The organism is Chryseobacterium sp. BIGb0232, from assembly GCF_024810195.1.
GTDB classification, from domain to species: Bacteria; Bacteroidota; Bacteroidia; order Flavobacteriales; family Weeksellaceae; genus Chryseobacterium; species Chryseobacterium pennae.
Window position 1 is genome coordinate 68,152 of the sequence record NZ_JANUEH010000006.1, and the last position, 19,475, is coordinate 87,626.

A 19,475-nucleotide genomic window follows, 5' to 3' on the forward strand; every position below is an offset into this window, starting at 1 on the left:
AAATATTCAGGAGCTTAATCCCGCTTTCCGCACTCGCTATTTTTCTTTTACAAAAGAAAAATGAGCTCATACAATTGCTGCAATCGGGGCTAGTAATAAAGTTCCGTCATTCTGATACAGACTGAGAACAGTTGATAAACGAAGTGAAGAATCTTACAGAATAACAGAGATTCTTCCTTCGTCAGAATGACAAAGAAAAACTACAAATAACAATACAATGGGAGCACCTCATAATATAAAAAGATATGGAGAAGTCTGGCCGGAATTCAGAATCCGCTTGGGCCTTGAAATATTGGAAAAACTAAAAAATAAAATCATCATATCCGGTGGATGGGCATGGCACTTTATGTCTGAAAATGGACATACAGAATATAAACATGCTCATGATCACAAAGATATTGATGTCTTTGTACAGAAAGAAAACGTTGCTGAAGTAGTGATGATTCTTCAGCAGGAAGGGTTTCAAAAAGTTTGGACCCGCTACGATCATCTTCCTAGTGAAGAAAACTTCAGACGATATGAAAAAACAGTAGAATTGGAAAATGAAAAGTATCACAGGATTACTATCGATTTTTTTGAAAGAAATGATCTTAAAACCGTTGAAGTCAATGGTTTTACAGTAGTGAAGCCAGATCTTTTGCTTTCATTCTACAGAAATATTCATTCCAGCGATAAATGCTGGGCAGTAATGGCTGCAAAAGATTTATTACAAAAGGGAATAGATCCTGTTGGACATCCCTTATTAAGCAAAATGCCAAAATAACAATGGAAAAATTAATACAGATCACTTCCGGAAGAGGTCCTTTAGAATGCCAATGGGTCGTATCTAAAGTATTAAAGACCTTCTTAGAAGAAGTAAAAGAAAATAATATAGACTACGAAATTATTCATCGCGAAAACGGAGATGTAAATATGACTGTAAAATCTGCAACTGTACTTTTAAAAGGAAAGAACATCAAAGAATTTTTGAAAACATGGCTTGGAAGCATATGTTGGGAAGGAAAAAGTACATTCAGAAAGCTGCATAAAAGGAGTAAATGGTTTATCGGGATCTTTGAAATAGAAAATCTGGAAACAGTTAATTTCAATGAAAAGGATATCAGATTTCAGACCACCAGAAGCCAGGGGAGCGGAGGACAGAATGTTAATAAGGTGAGTACAGCTGTCCGTGCCACCCACATTCCAACCAATGAATCCGTATTTGTACAAGATACACGGTCACAGTTGAATAATAAAAAGCTATCCATTATCAGATTAAAAGAAAAAGTAATGGAAAGTTATAAGGATCAATTGGAAAATAGAATGAAGGAAACCTGGAATCAGCATCTTCAGGTAGAACGCGGAAATCCGGTCCGTACATTTTCCGGAACAGATTTTAAGAGTAATTATCAGGATAAATCCTATAAAAAACAAAGGAATAGCCTTAAACACAAATTAAAAAACTACAGCAATGACCTTAACTAAAAATAAATACTATTTTGAAGCCCTGGACTACTTTCCATACAATATGGCCGAGTGTCTGGATGCCCTGAACTATGCCCTTTCTTATGAACCTGAAGATGCAGACAGTTTATGTCTGATGGGAAGAGTCTATTCAGAAGTTTTGAAAGACTATGAAACCGGTAAGAAATACTTTGAAGAAGCCATGCAGAGTAATATTGGGAATGTGAATACCCCTAAATATTATATTGAATGCCTTTTAAGTAACGAAGACTATGAGGAAGCAGAGAAGCTTATAGGATATGCCTTAAAAATGAAGGGAATCGATAAAGCGGAAATTTTGAATGGAAAATCTCTTTTGTTCGAAAGAAAAGGAGAATATAAAGAGGCGCTGGAAGAACTTAAACAGGCGAAAAGATTCAGCTTTTGCAGAAGTACTCTTGAAATTCTGGAAGACAGAGAAAAGCTGATTCAGAATAAAATACCTAAAACGAGAACCAGAAAAAAAACAGTTTAATATAATCCGTTTAAATTATTTTAATGAATAAAACAAAAGCAATCTCTCCTGTGAAAGCTTGTTTTTTGTTTAATAAATAACTTGAAATATTTTGATTGTTTCAAATAATTAATAGATTTGTTGTAAATGAACAATTTTATGAATAGAAAATTATTTTTACTTCCGGTTTCGGTAGCTGTTTTTTTTGCCTTTGGGAAAATGAATGCACAAAATTCTACGAAACTTGTACAGGATTACTATCAAAAAAGCGGAAAACTGGCTCAGAAGAATAACTCCACAGGTAAGGTCGGTGTGATTATTTTGAACGAAGATCCTTCAAAAAGTTTAGGAGCTAATATTATCAATGTACAACAAACCTATGATGGTCTCAGAGTGTACAATGCACTGGGAAAAGTGATTATTAAGGGAGATGAGATCATCTCTGAAAAGAATGATTTCAGCAGCAATGTTGTCGTTGCCAATCAGAAAAAAATACAGGAAAGATTTTCTGAGGATTTACTGAAACAACAGTTGGGCTTTAGTCAAATTTCTGAAATCAGTTATTTGCCGGATGTTTACTTTGAGAAAAATGGAGTGCATGTTCTTTCAAAAGAGTTATTTGTTACGGATAAAAACTCTTCAGAAGTATGGCATGTTATTGCAGATGCCGGCAATGGGGAAATTCTCAGCAAAGATAATACTACGTTAAGCTGTAATTTTGAAAATAACAGAGACTCACAGGCTACAGACGCTGAGCCGTCTGTGAATGAAAATACGCAATATCAGTTCGCGGATTTACTGTCTCCCACCAATGCCTCCTACAATATTTTTCCACTTCCGGTAGAAGCACCTACTTTTGGGGGACGTACCATTGTTAATAATCCATGGGACTTAACTGCATCTCCTGAAGGGTGGCATTCTGACGGTACTAATAGCTATACCATTACAAGAGGAAATAATGTACATGCCTATTCAGACCAGGATAATGCCAATGTTCCGGGATATTCTCCTGACGGCGGAAGTACATTGAACTTTAATTTTCCTTTTGCGGATGGAAGATATGATAATCCTTTTACCCATAGAGATGCTGCAGTTACCAACCTGTTTTATTTAAACAATAAAATGCATGATATATTCTATAAATTTGGATTTACAGAATCTGCAAGAAATTATCAGACCAACAACTTTGGCAACGGAGGTATGGGCGATGATGCTGTAAGAGCAGAGGCCTTTGATGGAAGTGGTTTGAATAACGCCAATTTCAGTTCTGGATATGAAACCGTTATTTCAGGGACAACTTATCTTGCTGCTCCAAGGATGCAGATGTATCTTTATGACAGAACACAGACCAGTGCGGACCCTATTGTACGGTATCAGTATAACTCTCCTGCTACATTGGTTAACAGAACTAAGGTCTTGACCGGAGGTGCTGCATTTGGACCTATTTTTGGACCGCCAGTAACAGGAGATCTTGCAGTTTCTGTACCTGCTGATGCATGTGTTGAGCCCGCAGCCGGAAGTCTTGCCAATAAAATAGCCATTATAACCAGTACCAGTTGTGAATATGGTCTTAAAGTTCTGAATGCTCAAAATGCAGGAGCTATAGGTGTTATTGTTTACAGACCATCTGTTGACACTCCTGTAAGTATGGGTGCAGGTGTTTCTGGTCCTCAGGTAACCATTCCTTCCATCAATATCGGAAAGACAGAAGGAGAATTTATGGTGGCTCAGGTTAATGGTGGGACTACAGTGAATGCAACGTTAAATTTTGATTTTAGCGGATTTAAGCATTCCAGTTTTGATAACGGAATTATTGCCCACGAATATGGACACGGAATTTCAAACCGACTGACAGGTCAGGGATACAGCTGTCTTTCTGTAGCGAATACTGCAGAACAAATGGGAGAAGGATGGTCCGATTATTTTGCATTGATGCTTACTACGAACCCAGGAGATACTTCTGCATTGGCAAGAGGAATGGGAACCTATACTAAAGGAGAGCCCATTACAGGATTAGGAATCAGGCCAGCTAAATATTCTCCTGACTTTGGAGTAAACAGTTATACTTATGGAAAAACAAATACTGTTAGTGGTTCTCACTCCATAGGTTTTATTTGGGCAACCATGTTATGGGATCTTACATGGAAGTATGTTGAGAAGTATGGATATAATAGCGATGTACTGGCTAGTACAGCTTCCGGAAATGCAAAAGCTCTGCAAATTGTAGTAGATGGATTAAAACTTCAGCCCTGCAGCCCTACATTTATAGACGGAAGAGATGCCATTCTTAAAGCTGATCTTTTAGGAAATGGAGGAGCGGACAAATGTATGATCTGGAAAACCTTTGCAAAAAGAGGATTGGGAGTGAACGCTTCAGCAGGAAATAAAACGGTGGCTAATGATCAGGTAGAAGATTTTACAGTACCAGAGGAATGCAAAGCTGTGTTAGCGACTCAGGATATAAAAGCTGAGGGTACTAAGTTTATTGTATTCCCTAATCCTACGTATGATGAGTTTTTTGTTGGGAATATAGATAAATCCTCAAAAGAGGTACGTATTAAAATGTTTGATATGTCCGGAAAACTGGTATTTTCGGATTCAAGAGAAGCCGTTTCCAGAAAAGCTGTTTCTACGAAAGGATTTACCAAAGGAGTTTATATGGTTCATATTCAACAGGGAGATAAATCACAGGTTGAAAAGCTAATTGTAAGATAATCTGCAATCCAAACCAAATAAAAAAATAAGCTTTCCTTGGAAAGCTTATTTTTTATTTACAGAGATCAGATAATCATAGACCATTTGATGTTGATCATCCGTCAGCTTTGCTTTCGGAGCCATTCTGCTTAAGGTGTTGATCCAGCCCTGGTTGTCATGCTTGGTAGGTTCCGGCAGTTTATGGCATTTTGCACAGGAATTTTCAAAAACTGTTTTTCCTTGTGCCAACTGTTCGGATGAGGTATACTTTGGTCCTGTTACAGCTGTACTTTTAGGTCCGCAGGATACCAGAAATGCTGATGCTGCGATGCCGCTTAAGATTAATTTTTTCATACCTATATTATTTTGTTGGTGAATTACTTTTTCACAGAAACAATATAATCGTAAACCCATTTGTGCTGGTCATCTGTCAGCTTTGCTTTCGGAGCCATTGCATTCATAATACCTACCCACTGTACAGAATTGTGTGACGTGGGATCAGGTAGCTTATGGCACTTTCCACAGGAGTTTTCAAAAATTGTTTTTCCCTGAGCAATCTCTTCAGCAGTAGACGTTGAGGTTCCTGCAGTAGCCGCAGAAGTAGAAGCTTTAGGAGTACAGGAAACTAATAGGATAGCAATGAATGATGCCGCAGCAATAAGTTTTTTCATGTTTCTTATTTTGATATATAACAAATGTAATAAATTCCTAAACCCTTTGATACAGTGTGTTGTAGTTTTAATTTAGAAGAAATAAAAATCGAGATATTGCGAATAATGTAATCTTAAACCTTCTGTTGTCAGTCTTTTATTTTGCCTTTGACAAAACTATTGACCATTCACTTTTTAATTATTAATTTTGAATCAATGAAATTTTCTACAGAAGAACTTATTGAGGGAATACAGTCAGGAAACAAACGTCTGATTGCAAAGGCTATTACTTTAGTTGAAAGTAAAAAAGCTGAACATAGAGTACAGGCAGAAGACCTTCTGAAAAGAATTATGCCCTTTACAGGAAACTCCGTCAGAGTAGGAGTTACCGGTGTACCTGGTGCAGGAAAATCTACTTTTATCGAAAGTTTCGGCAGGTTAGCCATTGCTCAGGGAAAAAAAGTAGCTGTACTTGCTATTGATCCAAGTTCTTCTATCAATAAAGGAAGCATTCTGGGGGATAAAACCAGGATGGAAGAATTGGCAAAAGAAGAAAACGCATTCATACGGCCATCCCCAAGTTCCGGATTTTTAGGTGGGGTAGCCAATACCACTTTTGAAACAATGATGATCTGTGAAGCAGCAGGGTATGACTATATCCTGATAGAAACTGTTGGAGTAGGGCAATCAGAGGTTTTGGTAGCAGATATTACCGATGTTTTCTTATTTCTTAAGATTATTGGTGGCGGAGATGAGCTTCAGGGAATAAAACGAGGAATCATGGAAATGGTAGATGTTATTTTCATTAATAAAGTGGATCAGGATAATCTTCAGAAGGCTAAAAATACAAGACTTGAGCTGAAAAGAGCCTTGGATTTTATTCCACCAAAAGAAAAAGGATGGAAAATTCCGGTATTATTAGGTTCTGCTTTACACAATGAAGGACTGCAGGATATCTATGATAAAATCTCGGAATTTATAGATTTGAAAAAGAAAGCCGGACGTTTTGAAGAAATCCGCACCCAACAGGCAGAAAAGCGCTTTGAATATTGGGTTCAGGAGTATATTTTATCTCTTATGAAAAAGAGCAATGAGGTAGAGGAAGCCTATCAGACGCACAAAAAAAATGCTTCAGAGATGGTTTCCAATCCAAGTACTGAAGCAAAATTATTTGTTGAAAAATTTTTATTGGGTGAAAAGAGAATTTAAAGCTTTTCTTTTTCCTGCTTTACTTCACTTTTAGAGACATATCCGTCGTAGGTGATCGGTTGTCGGTCATTACTTCTCATTGAAACGAAAGCCTTGCCGTTTTTAAAGATCTCAATATTGATCTCATCTACTGTATTTACGTCCTTTGGTTTGATTTTTAGAGTCCAGTTTCCTTTTTTGTTCTGTGATTTATTGATGATAAAATCCTTTGAAGTAAATGTATAGCCGTTCTTATCCGCATTTCCATAACTCGGATTGAATACTCTTCCAAAATATGGCAGCTCTACATCTACACTATTTTTATTTACCACAATAGTATAATCTCCGTTTAGATTCAAAATTCTGGATGCCGTAGAATTGGGCATAGAATTCATAACGTTGATGACATCATAATTTGTAGGATTAGCCCTCTGTGCATAGAAGGTAAATTCCTGGGAATCCACTAAGGCATTCACTACTGCTGGATCTGATGAACCCTGTGAGGCACAGCTCTGAAAACTGAACAGAAAGCCAAAGATCATCAGAAGGGAAATATACTTTTTCATGATTGAAATAATTATTAAATTTAAACAGCAAAATGTATGCAAATATATTCCTTCTTTACTATTTTGGAATAAAAATTGTTAAGGTTGAATTATTAACACTCAAACTATGAAAGTTACACATCTATTAGGAATTGGAGCATTCGCTCTGTCGGTCGCTGCCTGTACTACAAATCCAATTACAGGAAGATCATCTTTACAGCTGGCCAATAATTCAGAAATTTTAACAATGTCTGCTCAGGAATATAAGACGACATTGTCTAAAGGTAAGGTAATTACCGGAACAGCAGATGCAAAGAGAGTGGTAAATGTAGGAAACAGAATTAAAAACGCAGCAGAAAGGTATTATCAAAGTATAGGAAGATCAGCAGATCTTTCCAGTTACAATTGGGAATTTAATCTTCTGCAGAGTAGTGAATTAAATGCATGGTGTATGCCGGGAGGTAAAGTAGCTGTTTATACAGGAATTTTACCGGTAACCAAAGATGATAACGGACTTGCAGTAGTAATGGGACATGAGGTTTCCCATGCATTAGCAGGTCATGGAAATGAAAGAATATCTCAGGCGATGATGGCTCAATATGGAGGTGCTATTCTTGGAGGAGCCATTTCCAATGCTCAATGGGCAAGTGTTTTCCAGAAAGCATATCCAATCGGCTCACAGGTAGCATTATTAAAGTATGGTAGAGGGCAGGAATCAGAAGCGGATGAAATGGGACTTTACCTGATGTCTATGGCAGGATATGATCCAAGAGCAGCGATTCCTTTCTGGAACAGAATGGAGGCAGCTTCTTCAGGAGCAAGACAGCCGGAGTTTTTATCTACTCACCCTAACCCTGAAACCAGAATTTCAGATATCAACAAAGATCTGCCGAAAGCTTTGGAATACTATAAGGCTGCAGGAGGAAAAATATAACCTGTTAGTTTATTATAAAAAAGGCGGACTGATTTTTAAAATGAGTCCGTTTTTTATTGGATAATATTTTTCTTTTCACCCGATTTGGAATAATTATAGCTGTATTGATCATTGGGAAAGACTATTTAAATAGTATTCCTGTATAAAGACTTATTAAATTTTTAGTAAATTTGGTATAGTTTTTATAACATAATTACTTAAACACAATATTATGAAGAGTTTATCAATTACCGGACTTATCCTATTAGCCGTTTCAGCTTTACTTTTTTATCTTACTACTGATTTTGCTGTAGAGCAGATCAAGATTTCTCATATTATGGGAGTGATGGCTGGGGTAGGGATAGGGCTTATCATTGGCGGAATGGTAGGATATCTGAGTAAAGGAAGCGCTATAAAGGCTGAACAGAAGAAAAAAGAATTCAAGCAGCTACAGAAAGAGAAAGAAGAGCTTGAAAAACAGGCTGCCGATATTGCAAAACGCCAGGCCGAGCTTGAAAATCAAAATAAAAATCCTCAAATCTAAAATTTGAGGATTTAAAAGTTGTTATTTTCGATTGTTGATTAAAATTTATATCCCAAACCAACCATAAACAGGTTAGGTCTGTTATCATATCTGATCTCCGAACCGGAAACTTTGTTGATAAAGTTTCTTTCATCTTTACTGAAAGCACCTTCATATTTTGCATTTACAATAAGCTTTTTAATTTCAAGCTGTGCTCCGAACTGGTAGCCTACTGTAAAGTTATTTTTAGCATTTTCTTTAAAATCATTATAGGTGTTGTCTTTGCTTAGGTTAAAGCTTCCAACCGGACCTACAAAAACACCCAGCATATTCCCTAAAACGTTATATCCTAAAAGAACCGGAACATCAATACGGTTGCTTTTAACATCGAAAGTAGTATTCTCCGTCGTAAATTCATTCTTAAAATGAGTGTAATATACCTCAGGCATTAAGAATAATGACGTAGGTAATCCCACCTTTAATGAAAGTCCCACGTTGAAACCTACATTGTTTTTTCCTGTTCCTTCAATGGCATCATTCACTGTTCCTTTGATATTGGACCATGAAGGTGAGCCTGTAGGAAATATGATATTGGCCTTACCTGCCAGTGAGATCTGTGCAGAAGCCCACATTGAAAACCCTATTAACGCTATACTAAGTACCTTTTTCATTATCGTCTAATTTTGTATTCTCAATTGTTTTATTATTCTCAAGTAAATATTCTCTCAGCTCTTTAAACAGTTCTGAAGAGTAAACGAAGTCAATCAGATTTTTATTGCCTGCTGTAATCAGGATGTCCTTATTTCCTTCCCATTCTTTGATTCCTAATCTCAGGTATACAATTTTCTCGCCAATCGTCATTACAGAGTTCATATCGTGGGTATTGATAATCGTTGTCGTGTTGTATTCCTTGGTAATCTCGTAAAGGAGATCATCGATGACCTTTGAAGTATACGGATCAAGCCCTGAGTTGGGTTCATCACAGAATAAATATTTTGGATTGTTCACAATTGCTCTTGCAATGGCAACCCTTTTCTGCATTCCTCCGGAAATTTCAGAAGGATATTTTCTTCCTGCCTTATCAAGATGCACTCTTCCTATTACTTCAAAAACTCTTTTCTTCTTTTCTCTAAAAGTAAGGTTGGTAAACATATCCAGTGGAAACATAATATTCTCCTCTACCGTTAAAGAGTCAAATAAAGCACTTCCCTGGAATACCGTTCCGATTTCTGAACGAAGATGTTGCTTTTCATCACGGTTCATCGTATTGACATTCCGGCCATCAAATAAAATTTCTCCGGATGATGGCATATAGACATTCAGTAAACTTTTAAGAAAAACGGTTTTTCCCGAGCCACTCTGTCCGATGATAAGATTTACTTTTCCTTTATCAAATGATGTTGAAATTCCCTTAAGTACTTCAACATCTCCAAAACTTTTCTTAAGATCTTTTACCTCAATCATCAGCTTAATATTAATTGGGTTAAAATTAATTCGGAAATGATAATGAATACCATTGTCCATACTACAGCTTGTGTACTTGCTCTACCTACTTCCAAAGATCCTCCTTTCACAAAATATCCGAAATAAGAAGGTACTGTTGCAATGATGAATGCAAAAACTATGGTTTTGGAAAATGCATAATAGATAAACAGATTAGGCATATACATCTGGATTCCGATAATATAGTCGTTTTCTGTCCAGTTTCCTGTTAAAATCCCGGCAATATAACCTCCACCAATACCAAATACAATACTGATAGCAATAAGAAGAGGATTAAAAATCATACAGGCGATAATTTTTGGAAATATCAAAAAGTTGGGTGAGTTAACCCCCATGATATCTAAGGCATCAATCTGTTCAGAAACCCTCATTGTTCCAATACTGGAGGCAATATATGATCCTACTTTACCTGCTAAAATTAAACTGATGATGGTAGGTGCAAATTCCAAAACGAGTACTGCTTTTGTTGCATATCCTACAAATGAAGGAGGAATGGGAAATGATGATGCATCAAAGTTATTGAACATCTGAATAGCTACTACAGCCCCCACAAAGATTGATGTGAAGACCACAAGTCCGAAAGAATTTACTCCCAAATCATTAATTTCCCTCATGAGCAGCTTCCAAAAAACCCTCATTTTCTGGGGTTTTTGCAGGGATTTTCCTAGAAGGATAATATATTCCCCTACTGCTGTGAAAAACTTTTTTAACATACTGCTAAATTAGACTTTTTTATTGAATTAGGCTAAGGTTGAAATGAAGACTGATACCCCGATAATGTTAAAATTATCCTAACCTTAGCATAGCTTTATTTTGCATTTTTATCCCCGCCAATAACCAGTAAAATGGTTTTTAATATAATAACCAGATCCAGAACAAAACTCCAGTTCTTTACATAAAATGCATCTGCAAGAACTCTTTTTTTCATTTCTACTTCTACGTCTCCGGAATCCCCACGCAATCCGCTTACCTGTGCAAGACCTGTAATTCCTGGGTTTACCATGCTTCTTAAACTGTATCTTCCGATTTTGGGTTTGTAATAATTGTCAACAGCCAGCATATGAGGCCGTGGACCTACTACAGACATTTCTCCTTTCAGTACATTCATGAACTGGGGAAGCTCGTCAAGGCTGGTTTTTCTTAAAAATTTACCCACTTTGGTAATTCTTGTATCATTTTCCCGGGTAGTGCTTGTGGTAGACTCATCATTTACCACCATGGTCCTGAATTTTATACAGTTGAATACCTCCTCATGGAATCCATATCTTTTCTGAAAGAAAAAAACAGGTCCCTTGGAACTGGCTCTGATTAAAATCCCGATGATCGGAAATAACCATGAGCAAATGAAAGCCAATACAAAGATGGAAAAGAAGATATCAAATGTTCTCTTCATCAGGAAATTGGAATAATAATCTAACGGGTATCTTGCCTGATTTAAAACAGGCTGTGTCTGGATATAAGCGAGATCATACAGGAAAAAATCATTCTGGGTAATACTCGGAATGAGCGAAATATGAACCTTGTTTTCCTCTGCCAGCTTAAAAATTTCAGTTTCTGTACCTTCATTGTAGGCATTTTCAGTAGAGAAAAACAGTGTGTGAATCCCATTTTTTTTCCAGAAATCAACCAGGTTATCAGTGGTATTCGCTGAATTTTCATATTCAAATATTCTGTATCCGTAATCTTTACGGTCCTTAAATATGTTTTTAAGAATCTCAGTAGAATCATTATCTCCTAAGAACATGATATTTCTATAGTTGATCCCCAGTGAACGGAAGTACTTAATCGCAAAATAGATGAGTGATTTTGCCAGAAAGATAAATATCAACAGATAAAATGACAGCCAGTAAATGTCTGAATTGAAAAATACATTTTTACTGACCTTCCCAAGAAGCAGAACACCAAGTATGAACGATATAAAATGGATCAGAAGCCGTTCCAGAAACAGGGTATAGGTAAGGTTCCTCGGGATATTATATATTTTTGTTCTACCGCTGAGAAGGACCCAGAACAGAAACAGCAAAATCAGTGAAAAAGCGTTCTGATACCAGGTTTCCCTATGATATTTAAGGTCTTCGTTTCTGCTTATAAAAAAGAATATGAAGATAGATGCAATAACCATAAGGTCAAGCAAAATAATAATCGATTTCAGGTATCTGGAGTATCGAATTCTCTGCATCTATCGGTATTATAACAGGTACGGTCAGCTAATGTACGTATTTTTTAAGGTATATTAAGATATTTATGGGTCTGAACTGATGCCTGCCACTCCGGATGTTCCAGAATAAAATCTGTAATCTTTGGATAGATATCATCTCTCTTGCTCCATTCACTCTGAAGATAGAGCTTACAGTTTTCAGAAACTTTTGCAGCCTGCTCCTGTGCAAATGTAAAGTCATGATGGTTGAAAACGATCACTTTAAGCTCGTGTGCTTTTTGATAGATCTCTTCTTTCGGTAATCCTGTTTTCTTTGGAGAAAGGGTAATCCAGTCCAGTTGTCCGCTCATAGGATAAGCTCCTGAAGTTTCGATATGAATGGTACATCCAAGTTCCTTTAATTTTGATGTCAGGATTTCCAGGTTCCATGTCAAAGGTTCTCCTCCTGTAAGAACGATGGTTTTACAGTGTTTAGCTGCAGTTTCGGCAATTTCTACGGCATCCATTAACGGATGAAGCTTGGGATCCCAGCTTTCCTTTACATCACACCAGTGGCATCCTACATCGCAGCCTCCCAGCCTGATAAAGTAAGCGGCTTTTCCTGTGTGTGCTCCTTCTCCCTGTAAAGTGTAAAAATGCTCCATTACAGGGAGCATTTTACCTTCTTTTAATAAAATATCTTGTTCTTTATTCATTTTAAAATTAGTCGTTATAGACCGAAGTTTTATAGGCAATGATGGTGTTTTTCATCAACATTGCTCTTGTCATTGGGCCTACTCCTCCAGGTACCGGAGTAATCCAGCTTGCTTTTGCTGCACAGCTGTCAAAATCCACATCACCGGCAAGGTAGTATCCTTTTGGAGAATCATCGTCTACTCTCGTGATACCCACGTCAACGATTACCGCACCCTCCTTAATCATTTCTCCTTTTAAGAAGTGAGGATCTCCTAAGGCTGTAATAACGATGTCTGCCTTTTTAGTATATTCTTCAATATCTTTTGTGTATGAGTGGGTAAGAGTAACAGTTGAGTTTCCAGGGAAATCTTTTCTTCCCATTAAGATGCTCATTGGTCTTCCTACAATTTTACTTCTTCCAATGATAACACAGTCTTTTCCTTTAGTTTCGATATTGTATCTTTCCAGTAATGTTAAGATCCCGAAAGGTGTTGCCGGTAAGAAGGTGTCCATTTCAAGAGCCATTTTCCCGAAGTTTTCAGGGTGAAACCCATCCACATCTTTTCTTGGATCAATAGCGTTGATAATTTTCTCCTGATCAACCTGATCAGGTAAAGGTAGCTGAACGATAAATCCGTCTACTGCTTTAGATTTATTCAGTTCGTCAATAGTTTCCAATAATTCAGATTCCGAAACAGTGCTTGGGAATTTGATTAAGCTGGATTGGAACCCTACTTCTTCACAGTCTTTTACTTTAGCATTTACATAAGCCTTGCTTGCTCCGTTGTTTCCCACGAGAATTGCAACCAAATGAGGTGCTCTTCTTTTGCTTGCAAGGATTTTTTCCACTTCAACTTTGATCTCTGCTTTGATTTCCTTGGATACTTTAAGTCCGTCAAGAATTTCTGCCATTTTTACTTTTTTACTTTTATTTAGATTTAGATTTTTTCGAATACTACAATATCCTGAAATTCATCAGCACCTTCCTTTTCTACATCATTTCTCCAGAATCCTCCCTGTATGGTTTTTACTTTCAGACCTGCTTCATGAGCCATTTGATTCAGTAATGGAATACTTACGGCAATATTGGCAGCCGTTACTTTATCATCCATCAGCCGGTATCCTTCATACTGATGCGGGAAATGCATGCTTCCACTTTCCGCTTTAGAATCATCATACAGAAAGAATGTTGCAAGACATTGTCCGCCACTTTTCAGGACCCTGCTGATTTCATTCAGATATTGTTTGATCTCAGGGATCTGCATGTGGGTGAAAACAGAAAACAAAAATGCTTTATCAAACTGAGCTTTATCGTAAGGGAAGGTGAAGTTCTCCGCTTTCTGACTGAAAGTATTATACAGATCATTATAAATCGGTGTAAACTTAAAGTTGAAGTTCGGATATTTTCTGTGAATGTGTTTATCACACCACTTAATTCCTTTTTCTACGGCATCGAAACCATCATAAGCTCCCTTGTCTATGAATCCGGATAGGGCAACAGCTGTTCTGCCGATTCCACATCCTATATCCAGCACATGGTCTGTATTTTTAAGTGCTATATGTTTTTTCAGCGCATTCATCTGACGGATTCCGTGAGGAATAAAGTCGCTGCTTCCTACATAGATATCTCCCTTTTTAGGCTCGTTTTTGGCCCTTTTCCCGGTAATACCTTCATAGAAATCTATCGGAAAATAATATAGTTTTCTTCCTAAGAGTCTGAAGCCGGGAGGCAGTTTATAATAATATGATCGTAATGCAGACATCTGCTATTTATTTCCTTTATAATAATTAATTAATCCGTTGGTAGAACTGTCATGCGAAGTTACAGTTTCGTTGCTTTCAAGCTCTGGTAAGATTTTGTTAGCGAGAACTTTACCTAATTCTACTCCAAACTGGTCGAAGCTGAAAATATTCCAGATTACCCCCTGAACAAAGATTTTATGCTCATACATCGCAACTAACTGGCCTAATGAAAAAGGGGTTAATTCTTTGAATAGTATTGAGTTAGTAGGAGTGTTTCCGTGGAAGACCTTATAATTTAATAATTGGTCTATTTCCTCGTCAGATTTTCCTGCATTTTTAAGTTCTTCTTCAACTTCTTCTTCTGTTTTTCCGAAAGCAAGTGCTTCAGTCTGGGCAAAGAAGTTGGCTAATAATTTATCCTGATGGTCAGAGACTTTATTACAGCTTTTAGCATAAGCAATAAAGTCTGCAGGAATCAATTCTGTACCCTGGTGAATCAATTGGTAAAATGCGTGTTGACCATTAGTTCCTGGTTCTCCCCAAATGATGGGTCCTGTTTCATATTCTACAAATTCTCCGTTTCTGTCTACACATTTCCCGTTGCTTTCCATATCTCCCTGTTGAAGATATGCTGCAAATCTGTCCAGATATTGTGAGTATGGAAGAATTGCATAGCTTGTTGCTGCATAGAAATTACGGTACCATATTCCCAGAAGTCCCATTAATACAGGGGTGTTTTCAGAGAAGTCCTCCGTCTGGAATCGTTGGTCTGTGTCAAAGGCTCCTTTTAGAAGCTGCTCAAAGTTTTCATATCCTACAGCCAAAACAATACTTAATCCGATAGCACTCCATAGAGAGTATCTTCCGCCTACCCAATCCCAGAATTCAAAGATGTTTTCTTCTGCAATTCCAAATTGCTTAACAGCTTCAACATTAGTGGATAAAGCAACAAAATGTTTTGCAACATCTTCCTGTTTTCCAGCTTTCAGGAACCAGTCTTTTGCTGAGTTTGCATTGGTCATTGTTTCCTGCGTCGTAAATGTCTTGGAAGCAATGATGAATAAAGTAGTTTCCGGGTTTAGATCTTTAACAACCTCTGCAATATGATTTCCGTCCACATTGGAAACAAAGTGAACATTGAGTCTTGTTTTAAAATGTTTTAAAGCCGAACAAACCATTACAGGTCCTAAATCTGAACCTCCGATTCCTATGTTTACAACATCTGTAATTTCTTTTCCACTGAAACCTTTATGTTCTCCTGAAATGATTTTTTCAGAAAAAGCTTTCATATGATTCAGTACTCTTTTAATCTGCGGCTTAATATTTTCGCCATCAACAAGAATTTCACGGTCAGAGAAATCTCTCAAAGCCGTATGTAATACTGCTCTTCCCTCTGTCTCATTGATCTTATCTCCTGAGAACATTTTGGTAATAGCGTCTTTTAACTGACATTCTTCTGCCAGCTGTAATAAAAGAGTTTTTGTCTTTGCATCGATCAGATTTTTAGAATAATCAAAAAGGTAATTGTCCTTTTTCAGAGAAAACTCTTCAAAACGGTTCGGATTGTACTGGAAAAGACTTCTTAGTTCAAGATCATTCGATGCGAAATGTTCATCAAGGGCTTTCCAGCTGTTGGTTTGTAGGGGATTTATTTTTGATAGCATGTTGTCGAGAATTTATAGTTCACAGAATAATGTTTCGGATCAAAAAACTTTAGAAATCCATAACGATTTATTTCTGATCTGCAAATTTAAGGAAAAATAAAACCTCAAATAAATTTGAAGATGATAAATAACGATTTTTTAAAAAACAAAACCCCAGAAATGATCTGAGGTTTACTTTTTATAAGGTTAAAGATACTTTTTTGAATATTATTCATCTATTTCATTCAGAATATTTTCCAATTGCTTAGCATGGCGCCCGTAAATATACTTTGTCCATAAAACAATATTAACTATAATTGCGATGGTTCCAATAAGAACAGAAATAATAAGAGTCTGCTGATAAGAGTTGGTTACACTTTCAAAGGTCATCCCTTTTTTTGCTAATACCTTATAGAATTCGAGTCCTAATGTGATCATGAAGTGGGGGAGGAGCAGGAAACCGAAAGACTGATATCTTTCCATATTAAGTTTTAATTCGTGGTATATTTTCCAGAGGCTGTTTTTAGTATTGCCAGTATAAAGTTCAGTCTGCTTGTAAAATTTGTAAAAGCCAAATAAATAATAAGAAGATATAACGACAAGCATGGTATAAGAGGTATAATAAATAACATATTGTGAAATGGGAAATTTCAGTATTTGAGGAAAGAATGCTATAAGAATAATAGCAATGACCTGCATTGGGAATTCTTTTTTCATACTTTTCTGAATTTTTTCGATAGGATGCTTGCTTTCTTTTAATTGTTTTATGCTGTCAGGAATATGGACATTACTGTCTTCATTATTCCACTGTTCTTTTAATTGATCAAAATTCATAACCTGATTTTTTTATGATTTGCTGTATTTTTTCTTTAGTTCTGTTGAGTTTTACACGGGCATTTCCTTCACTAAGCCCTAGATTGTTTCCGATTTCCTTATGTGACATTCCTTCCATGAAATAGAATATAACAGCTTTTTCAAGAGCATTTAATTCCTGAACGGCAGTGTAAAAAATTTCAAGTTGTTGGTCTTTGTTAGGATTGTAGTCTTCTTGATGTACTTCAAAATGGTGCGGTGTGTCTGTATGATTTTTAGATCGTTGCTTTTCCTTTTTTAAATAAGTGATTGCTGTATTGATAGCAACACGGTACATCCATGTAGAAAACTCGCTGTTTCCCTTGAAGTTCTGATAAGATTTCCACAGCTGGATAAGGATTTCCTGTTGGAGGTCTTCCCGGTCTTCTATAGAATCGGCATAGATCCGGGAAGCTTTGTATAAAATGCCTTTGTGCTGATTAACAAGCTTTAAAAAGGCTGCTTCAGTTGGAGTACTCACAATAGTTTCATGGTTGGGTTATTGTTATAAGTTTGATACGGGTTTTACAGTGTATCCTTTTGCCTTCAGTAGATTAATTAATCCATTTTCTCCCCAAAGATGGCCACTTCCAACAGCAAAGAAAGAACTTTGATTTTTCATCATTTCCGGCATTTTTTCTGCCCATTTTTTATTTCTGTCAGTCAAAACCAATTTCTCCTGGCTCTTGTTCATGAACTTTGGATCTTTAATGAGTATATCCAGATTTTTCAGATTTTCATTTTTAAAGGCCTCAGTCATTTTTTCTGCTGCAATAGCATATTCATTACCTAATTTAAGCTGGCTGATCACTTCTTTCAGATTATATGCTTCACCAATTGCGTAGATCTGATCATCCACTTTTTCCAGGCCGTTTACACTTTTCTTGTTTTTTAAAGCGGTTTTAAGAAGTTCAATTTCATACATTTTCACTTCATTTGCAGGGCAAGGAATGGCTTTGGTAGCAACAAGAGCATATAAAGCTTGTGGGCTTTGACCGTCTACATTTTTTAGATTCGTACCATAGTCAGCAAGTGTTTTGTTTAATTCTGTGGCTTCTGCAGGAGTTAACTGTTCAGAAATTTTTTTATCAGCAGCCATCATTTTTTGCATGGCCATCATTTCATTCTGATCTGTATAGTTGATTTCCATAACAAAATTCTCTGATGCATTGAGAGCGTTCCAAATCTTAGGCTTTATATCAAAATCCTTGTTGCATAAGATATGAAATGTTCCGGTAATATAAGACGGCTTAGAGAGCCCGTTTCCAGATACCTCCCATAGCAGGCTGTTGTCATTGTCTGTGTTTTTGTTCTGTGCCGTAGCAGTCATGAAATTCATTGATAATAGTGCAGCGAATCCAAGTTTTATTACATTTTTCATAGTATTGATTTTTTTGATTTTCTGTTCTTTTAAACAGTAGGTAAGGGTACCGTTACAATCGTTACAGTTTTTTTCAAAAAAATAAAAACCTCCTGAAAACAGGAGGCTGTAAAATCTAAAATTATGATGATAACCATTTGGTTAGGAATTTTTATTCCTGGTTTTTAGGAAGCACAGGCTTTGCCATTTTTCTTTTTCTTAGAAAATAGATTACTCCACCTGCAATCAATACAATCGGCCAGATGTTGATAAGCCCTACAATAATTCTCTGAATCAAATAAAATCCATAGACAAATCCATCTTTTGCATCATATATAAAGTTATATCTATACTTATTATCAATGCTGTTTATATTGGTAACAGCGATTTCTGCGATGCGTAATTTGGGTTCTTTGATGAAAATATCAACGGTGCTGTATTTCAGATTATCAGCAATGTTCATATTGGTTAGCTTCTGAAGGTTTCCTTCAGACATATTTTCATCATCAAGAGTAACTTTATCCTTATTAGTCTTTATTTTTTCAATATTTTCAGACGTTTTCTGGTTTCTTTTTGTCTCCAGCTCAGAATATTTGATGTTAGCTGTTACGTCTTCCGCATTGATAGTTCTTGAGTTAAGAAAAAGCTTATTCGTATTAATGAATGTTAAAAGCTCTCCCAGTTTTTCAGTGGGTACTCTTACCTGCATCGTATTTTCGGTCTTATATTTTTTGATCAGCATAGCTTCAGTATCAGACGTATTATAAGTATCTTCAGAAACAACATTGCTCTGAAGATTGCTTTTGGTAACAAAACCTCCAAGGTCCTGGACAGACTTTTCAATAGCGATAGTAGCATTATACACATCTTTTACTTCCATATTGACATCTGCTGTTTTGATGAATTTTTTGTCCTTTACTTCCATGCTCGCAACAGACGAAACACTGTCTTCCGAAACAGCCGCAGAATCTGTTGTTGCTTCATAGCTTTTAAGTTCACTGCTGCTGGTTGCTTCTCCTTTTTTACATGAATAAATTCCCAGTAAAAGAACAGCTGATAATGATAATCTAATGTAAGTCGTTTTCATAGCGT

The 19,475-nt window shown here is 36.6% G+C and carries 22 protein-coding genes; 7 read left to right on the forward strand and 15 right to left on the reverse strand.

Annotation, left to right across the window (positions count from 1 at the left end):
* The first annotated feature begins 217 nt into the window (after window positions 1-217).
* The 4 genes from M2372_RS14965 (at window position 218) to M2372_RS14980 (ending at window position 4,651) form a co-directional block, all read left to right on the forward strand.
* Window positions 218-763, forward strand: coding sequence for a nucleotidyltransferase domain-containing protein (locus M2372_RS14965; RefSeq protein WP_123321039.1), 546 nt, complete (start codon window positions 218-220; stop codon window positions 761-763).
* Window positions 764-765: 2 nt separating this feature from the next.
* On the forward strand, window positions 766-1,464 hold the full coding sequence (prfH, locus tag M2372_RS14970) for a peptide chain release factor H (protein WP_123321040.1): 699 nt from the start codon (window positions 766-768) through the stop codon (window positions 1,462-1,464).
* Window positions 1,451-1,957 (forward strand): tetratricopeptide repeat protein, encoded by a 507-nt coding sequence (locus M2372_RS14975; protein ID WP_123321041.1) that lies wholly within the window; start codon window positions 1,451-1,453, stop codon window positions 1,955-1,957. The genes prfH and M2372_RS14975 overlap by 14 nt, the downstream gene beginning before the upstream one ends.
* Window positions 1,958-2,095: 138 nt before the next feature.
* Window positions 2,096-4,651, forward strand: coding sequence for a T9SS-dependent M36 family metallopeptidase (locus M2372_RS14980; protein WP_185018917.1), 2,556 nt, complete (start codon window positions 2,096-2,098; stop codon window positions 4,649-4,651).
* A 45-nt stretch (window positions 4,652-4,696) separates the two neighbouring features.
* Here the strand turns inward: M2372_RS14980 and M2372_RS14985 are convergent, their stop codons facing one another.
* Both M2372_RS14985 and M2372_RS14990 read right to left on the reverse strand, forming a co-directional pair.
* On the reverse strand, window positions 4,697-4,984 hold the full coding sequence (locus M2372_RS14985; RefSeq protein ID WP_115969759.1) for a c-type cytochrome: 288 nt from the start codon (window positions 4,982-4,984) through the stop codon (window positions 4,697-4,699).
* A 23-nt stretch (window positions 4,985-5,007) separates the two neighbouring features.
* Entirely contained in the window at window positions 5,008-5,301 is a 294-nt protein-coding gene (locus M2372_RS14990; protein ID WP_123321043.1) for a cytochrome C, read from the reverse strand.
* A 195-nt stretch (window positions 5,302-5,496) separates the two neighbouring features.
* Here M2372_RS14990 and meaB point away from each other — a divergent pair, with 195 nt between their 5' ends.
* Window positions 5,497-6,489, forward strand: coding sequence for a methylmalonyl Co-A mutase-associated GTPase MeaB (meaB, locus tag M2372_RS14995; protein WP_123321044.1), 993 nt, complete (start codon window positions 5,497-5,499; stop codon window positions 6,487-6,489).
* Here the strand turns inward: meaB and M2372_RS15000 are convergent.
* Entirely contained in the window at window positions 6,486-7,034 is a 549-nt protein-coding gene (locus M2372_RS15000) for a DUF4251 domain-containing protein (RefSeq protein WP_123321045.1), read from the reverse strand. The genes meaB and M2372_RS15000 overlap by 4 nt on opposite strands.
* Window positions 7,035-7,140: 106 nt before the next feature.
* Between M2372_RS15000 and M2372_RS15005 the strand changes: the two genes are divergently transcribed.
* Window positions 7,141-7,947 carry a M48 family metallopeptidase gene (locus M2372_RS15005; protein ID WP_115969767.1) on the forward strand — a complete coding sequence of 269 codons (807 nt, stop codon included), beginning with the start codon at window positions 7,141-7,143 and terminating at the stop codon, window positions 7,945-7,947.
* 211 nt (window positions 7,948-8,158) lie between these two features.
* A complete protein-coding gene (locus tag M2372_RS15010) occupies window positions 8,159-8,470 on the forward strand; it encodes a hypothetical protein (RefSeq protein ID WP_115969769.1) in 312 nt (103 codons plus the stop codon).
* Between the two features lie 38 nt (window positions 8,471-8,508).
* Here the strand turns inward: M2372_RS15010 and M2372_RS15015 are convergent, their stop codons facing one another.
* The 12 genes from M2372_RS15015 to M2372_RS15070 all read right to left on the reverse strand — a co-directional run bounded on the left by M2372_RS15015 (window position 8,509) and on the right by M2372_RS15070 (window position 19,470).
* Window positions 8,509-9,120, reverse strand: a complete 612-nt coding sequence (locus M2372_RS15015; RefSeq protein ID WP_115969771.1) for an outer membrane beta-barrel protein — start codon at window positions 9,118-9,120, stop codon at window positions 8,509-8,511.
* Entirely contained in the window at window positions 9,104-9,913 is an 810-nt protein-coding gene (locus tag M2372_RS15020; protein WP_123321046.1) for an ABC transporter ATP-binding protein, read from the reverse strand. Before M2372_RS15020 ends, M2372_RS15015 begins: the two co-directional genes overlap by 17 nt.
* Entirely contained in the window at window positions 9,913-10,665 is a 753-nt protein-coding gene (locus M2372_RS15025) for an ABC transporter permease (protein WP_115969775.1), read from the reverse strand. The genes M2372_RS15020 and M2372_RS15025 overlap by 1 nt, the downstream gene beginning before the upstream one ends.
* A gap of 95 nt (window positions 10,666-10,760) precedes the next feature.
* Window positions 10,761-12,131 carry an exopolysaccharide biosynthesis polyprenyl glycosylphosphotransferase gene (locus M2372_RS15030; RefSeq protein ID WP_123321047.1) on the reverse strand — a complete coding sequence of 457 codons (1,371 nt, stop codon included), beginning with the start codon at window positions 12,129-12,131 and terminating at the stop codon, window positions 10,761-10,763.
* A 44-nt stretch (window positions 12,132-12,175) separates the two neighbouring features.
* Entirely contained in the window at window positions 12,176-12,805 is a 630-nt protein-coding gene (locus M2372_RS15035) for a 7-carboxy-7-deazaguanine synthase QueE (RefSeq protein ID WP_115969778.1), read from the reverse strand.
* A gap of 7 nt (window positions 12,806-12,812) precedes the next feature.
* A complete protein-coding gene (locus M2372_RS15040; RefSeq protein WP_115969780.1) occupies window positions 12,813-13,697 on the reverse strand; it encodes a bifunctional 5,10-methylenetetrahydrofolate dehydrogenase/5,10-methenyltetrahydrofolate cyclohydrolase in 885 nt (294 codons plus the stop codon).
* A gap of 26 nt (window positions 13,698-13,723) precedes the next feature.
* Window positions 13,724-14,548 (reverse strand): class I SAM-dependent methyltransferase, encoded by an 825-nt coding sequence (locus M2372_RS15045; protein ID WP_123321048.1) that lies wholly within the window; start codon window positions 14,546-14,548, stop codon window positions 13,724-13,726.
* A 3-nt stretch (window positions 14,549-14,551) separates the two neighbouring features.
* Window positions 14,552-16,192, reverse strand: coding sequence for a glucose-6-phosphate isomerase (gene pgi / locus M2372_RS15050; protein WP_123321049.1), 1,641 nt, complete (start codon window positions 16,190-16,192; stop codon window positions 14,552-14,554).
* Window positions 16,193-16,399: 207 nt separating this feature from the next.
* The gene (locus tag M2372_RS15055; protein ID WP_123321050.1) at window positions 16,400-17,005 is read right to left on the reverse strand and encodes a hypothetical protein; all 606 of its coding nucleotides are present in this window, start codon (window positions 17,003-17,005) and stop codon (window positions 16,400-16,402) included.
* Window positions 16,995-17,504: an RNA polymerase sigma factor gene (locus M2372_RS15060; protein WP_123321051.1), complete on the reverse strand. Its 510-nt coding sequence runs from the start codon at window positions 17,502-17,504 to the stop codon at window positions 16,995-16,997. The genes M2372_RS15055 and M2372_RS15060 overlap by 11 nt, the downstream gene beginning before the upstream one ends.
* A 24-nt stretch (window positions 17,505-17,528) precedes the next feature.
* On the reverse strand, window positions 17,529-18,404 hold the full coding sequence (locus tag M2372_RS15065; RefSeq protein WP_123321052.1) for a TraB/GumN family protein: 876 nt from the start codon (window positions 18,402-18,404) through the stop codon (window positions 17,529-17,531).
* 151 nt (window positions 18,405-18,555) lie between these two features.
* Window positions 18,556-19,470: a DUF4349 domain-containing protein gene (locus tag M2372_RS15070; protein ID WP_123321053.1), complete on the reverse strand. Its 915-nt coding sequence runs from the start codon at window positions 19,468-19,470 to the stop codon at window positions 18,556-18,558.
* Between the last annotated feature and the right edge of the window lie 5 nt (window positions 19,471-19,475).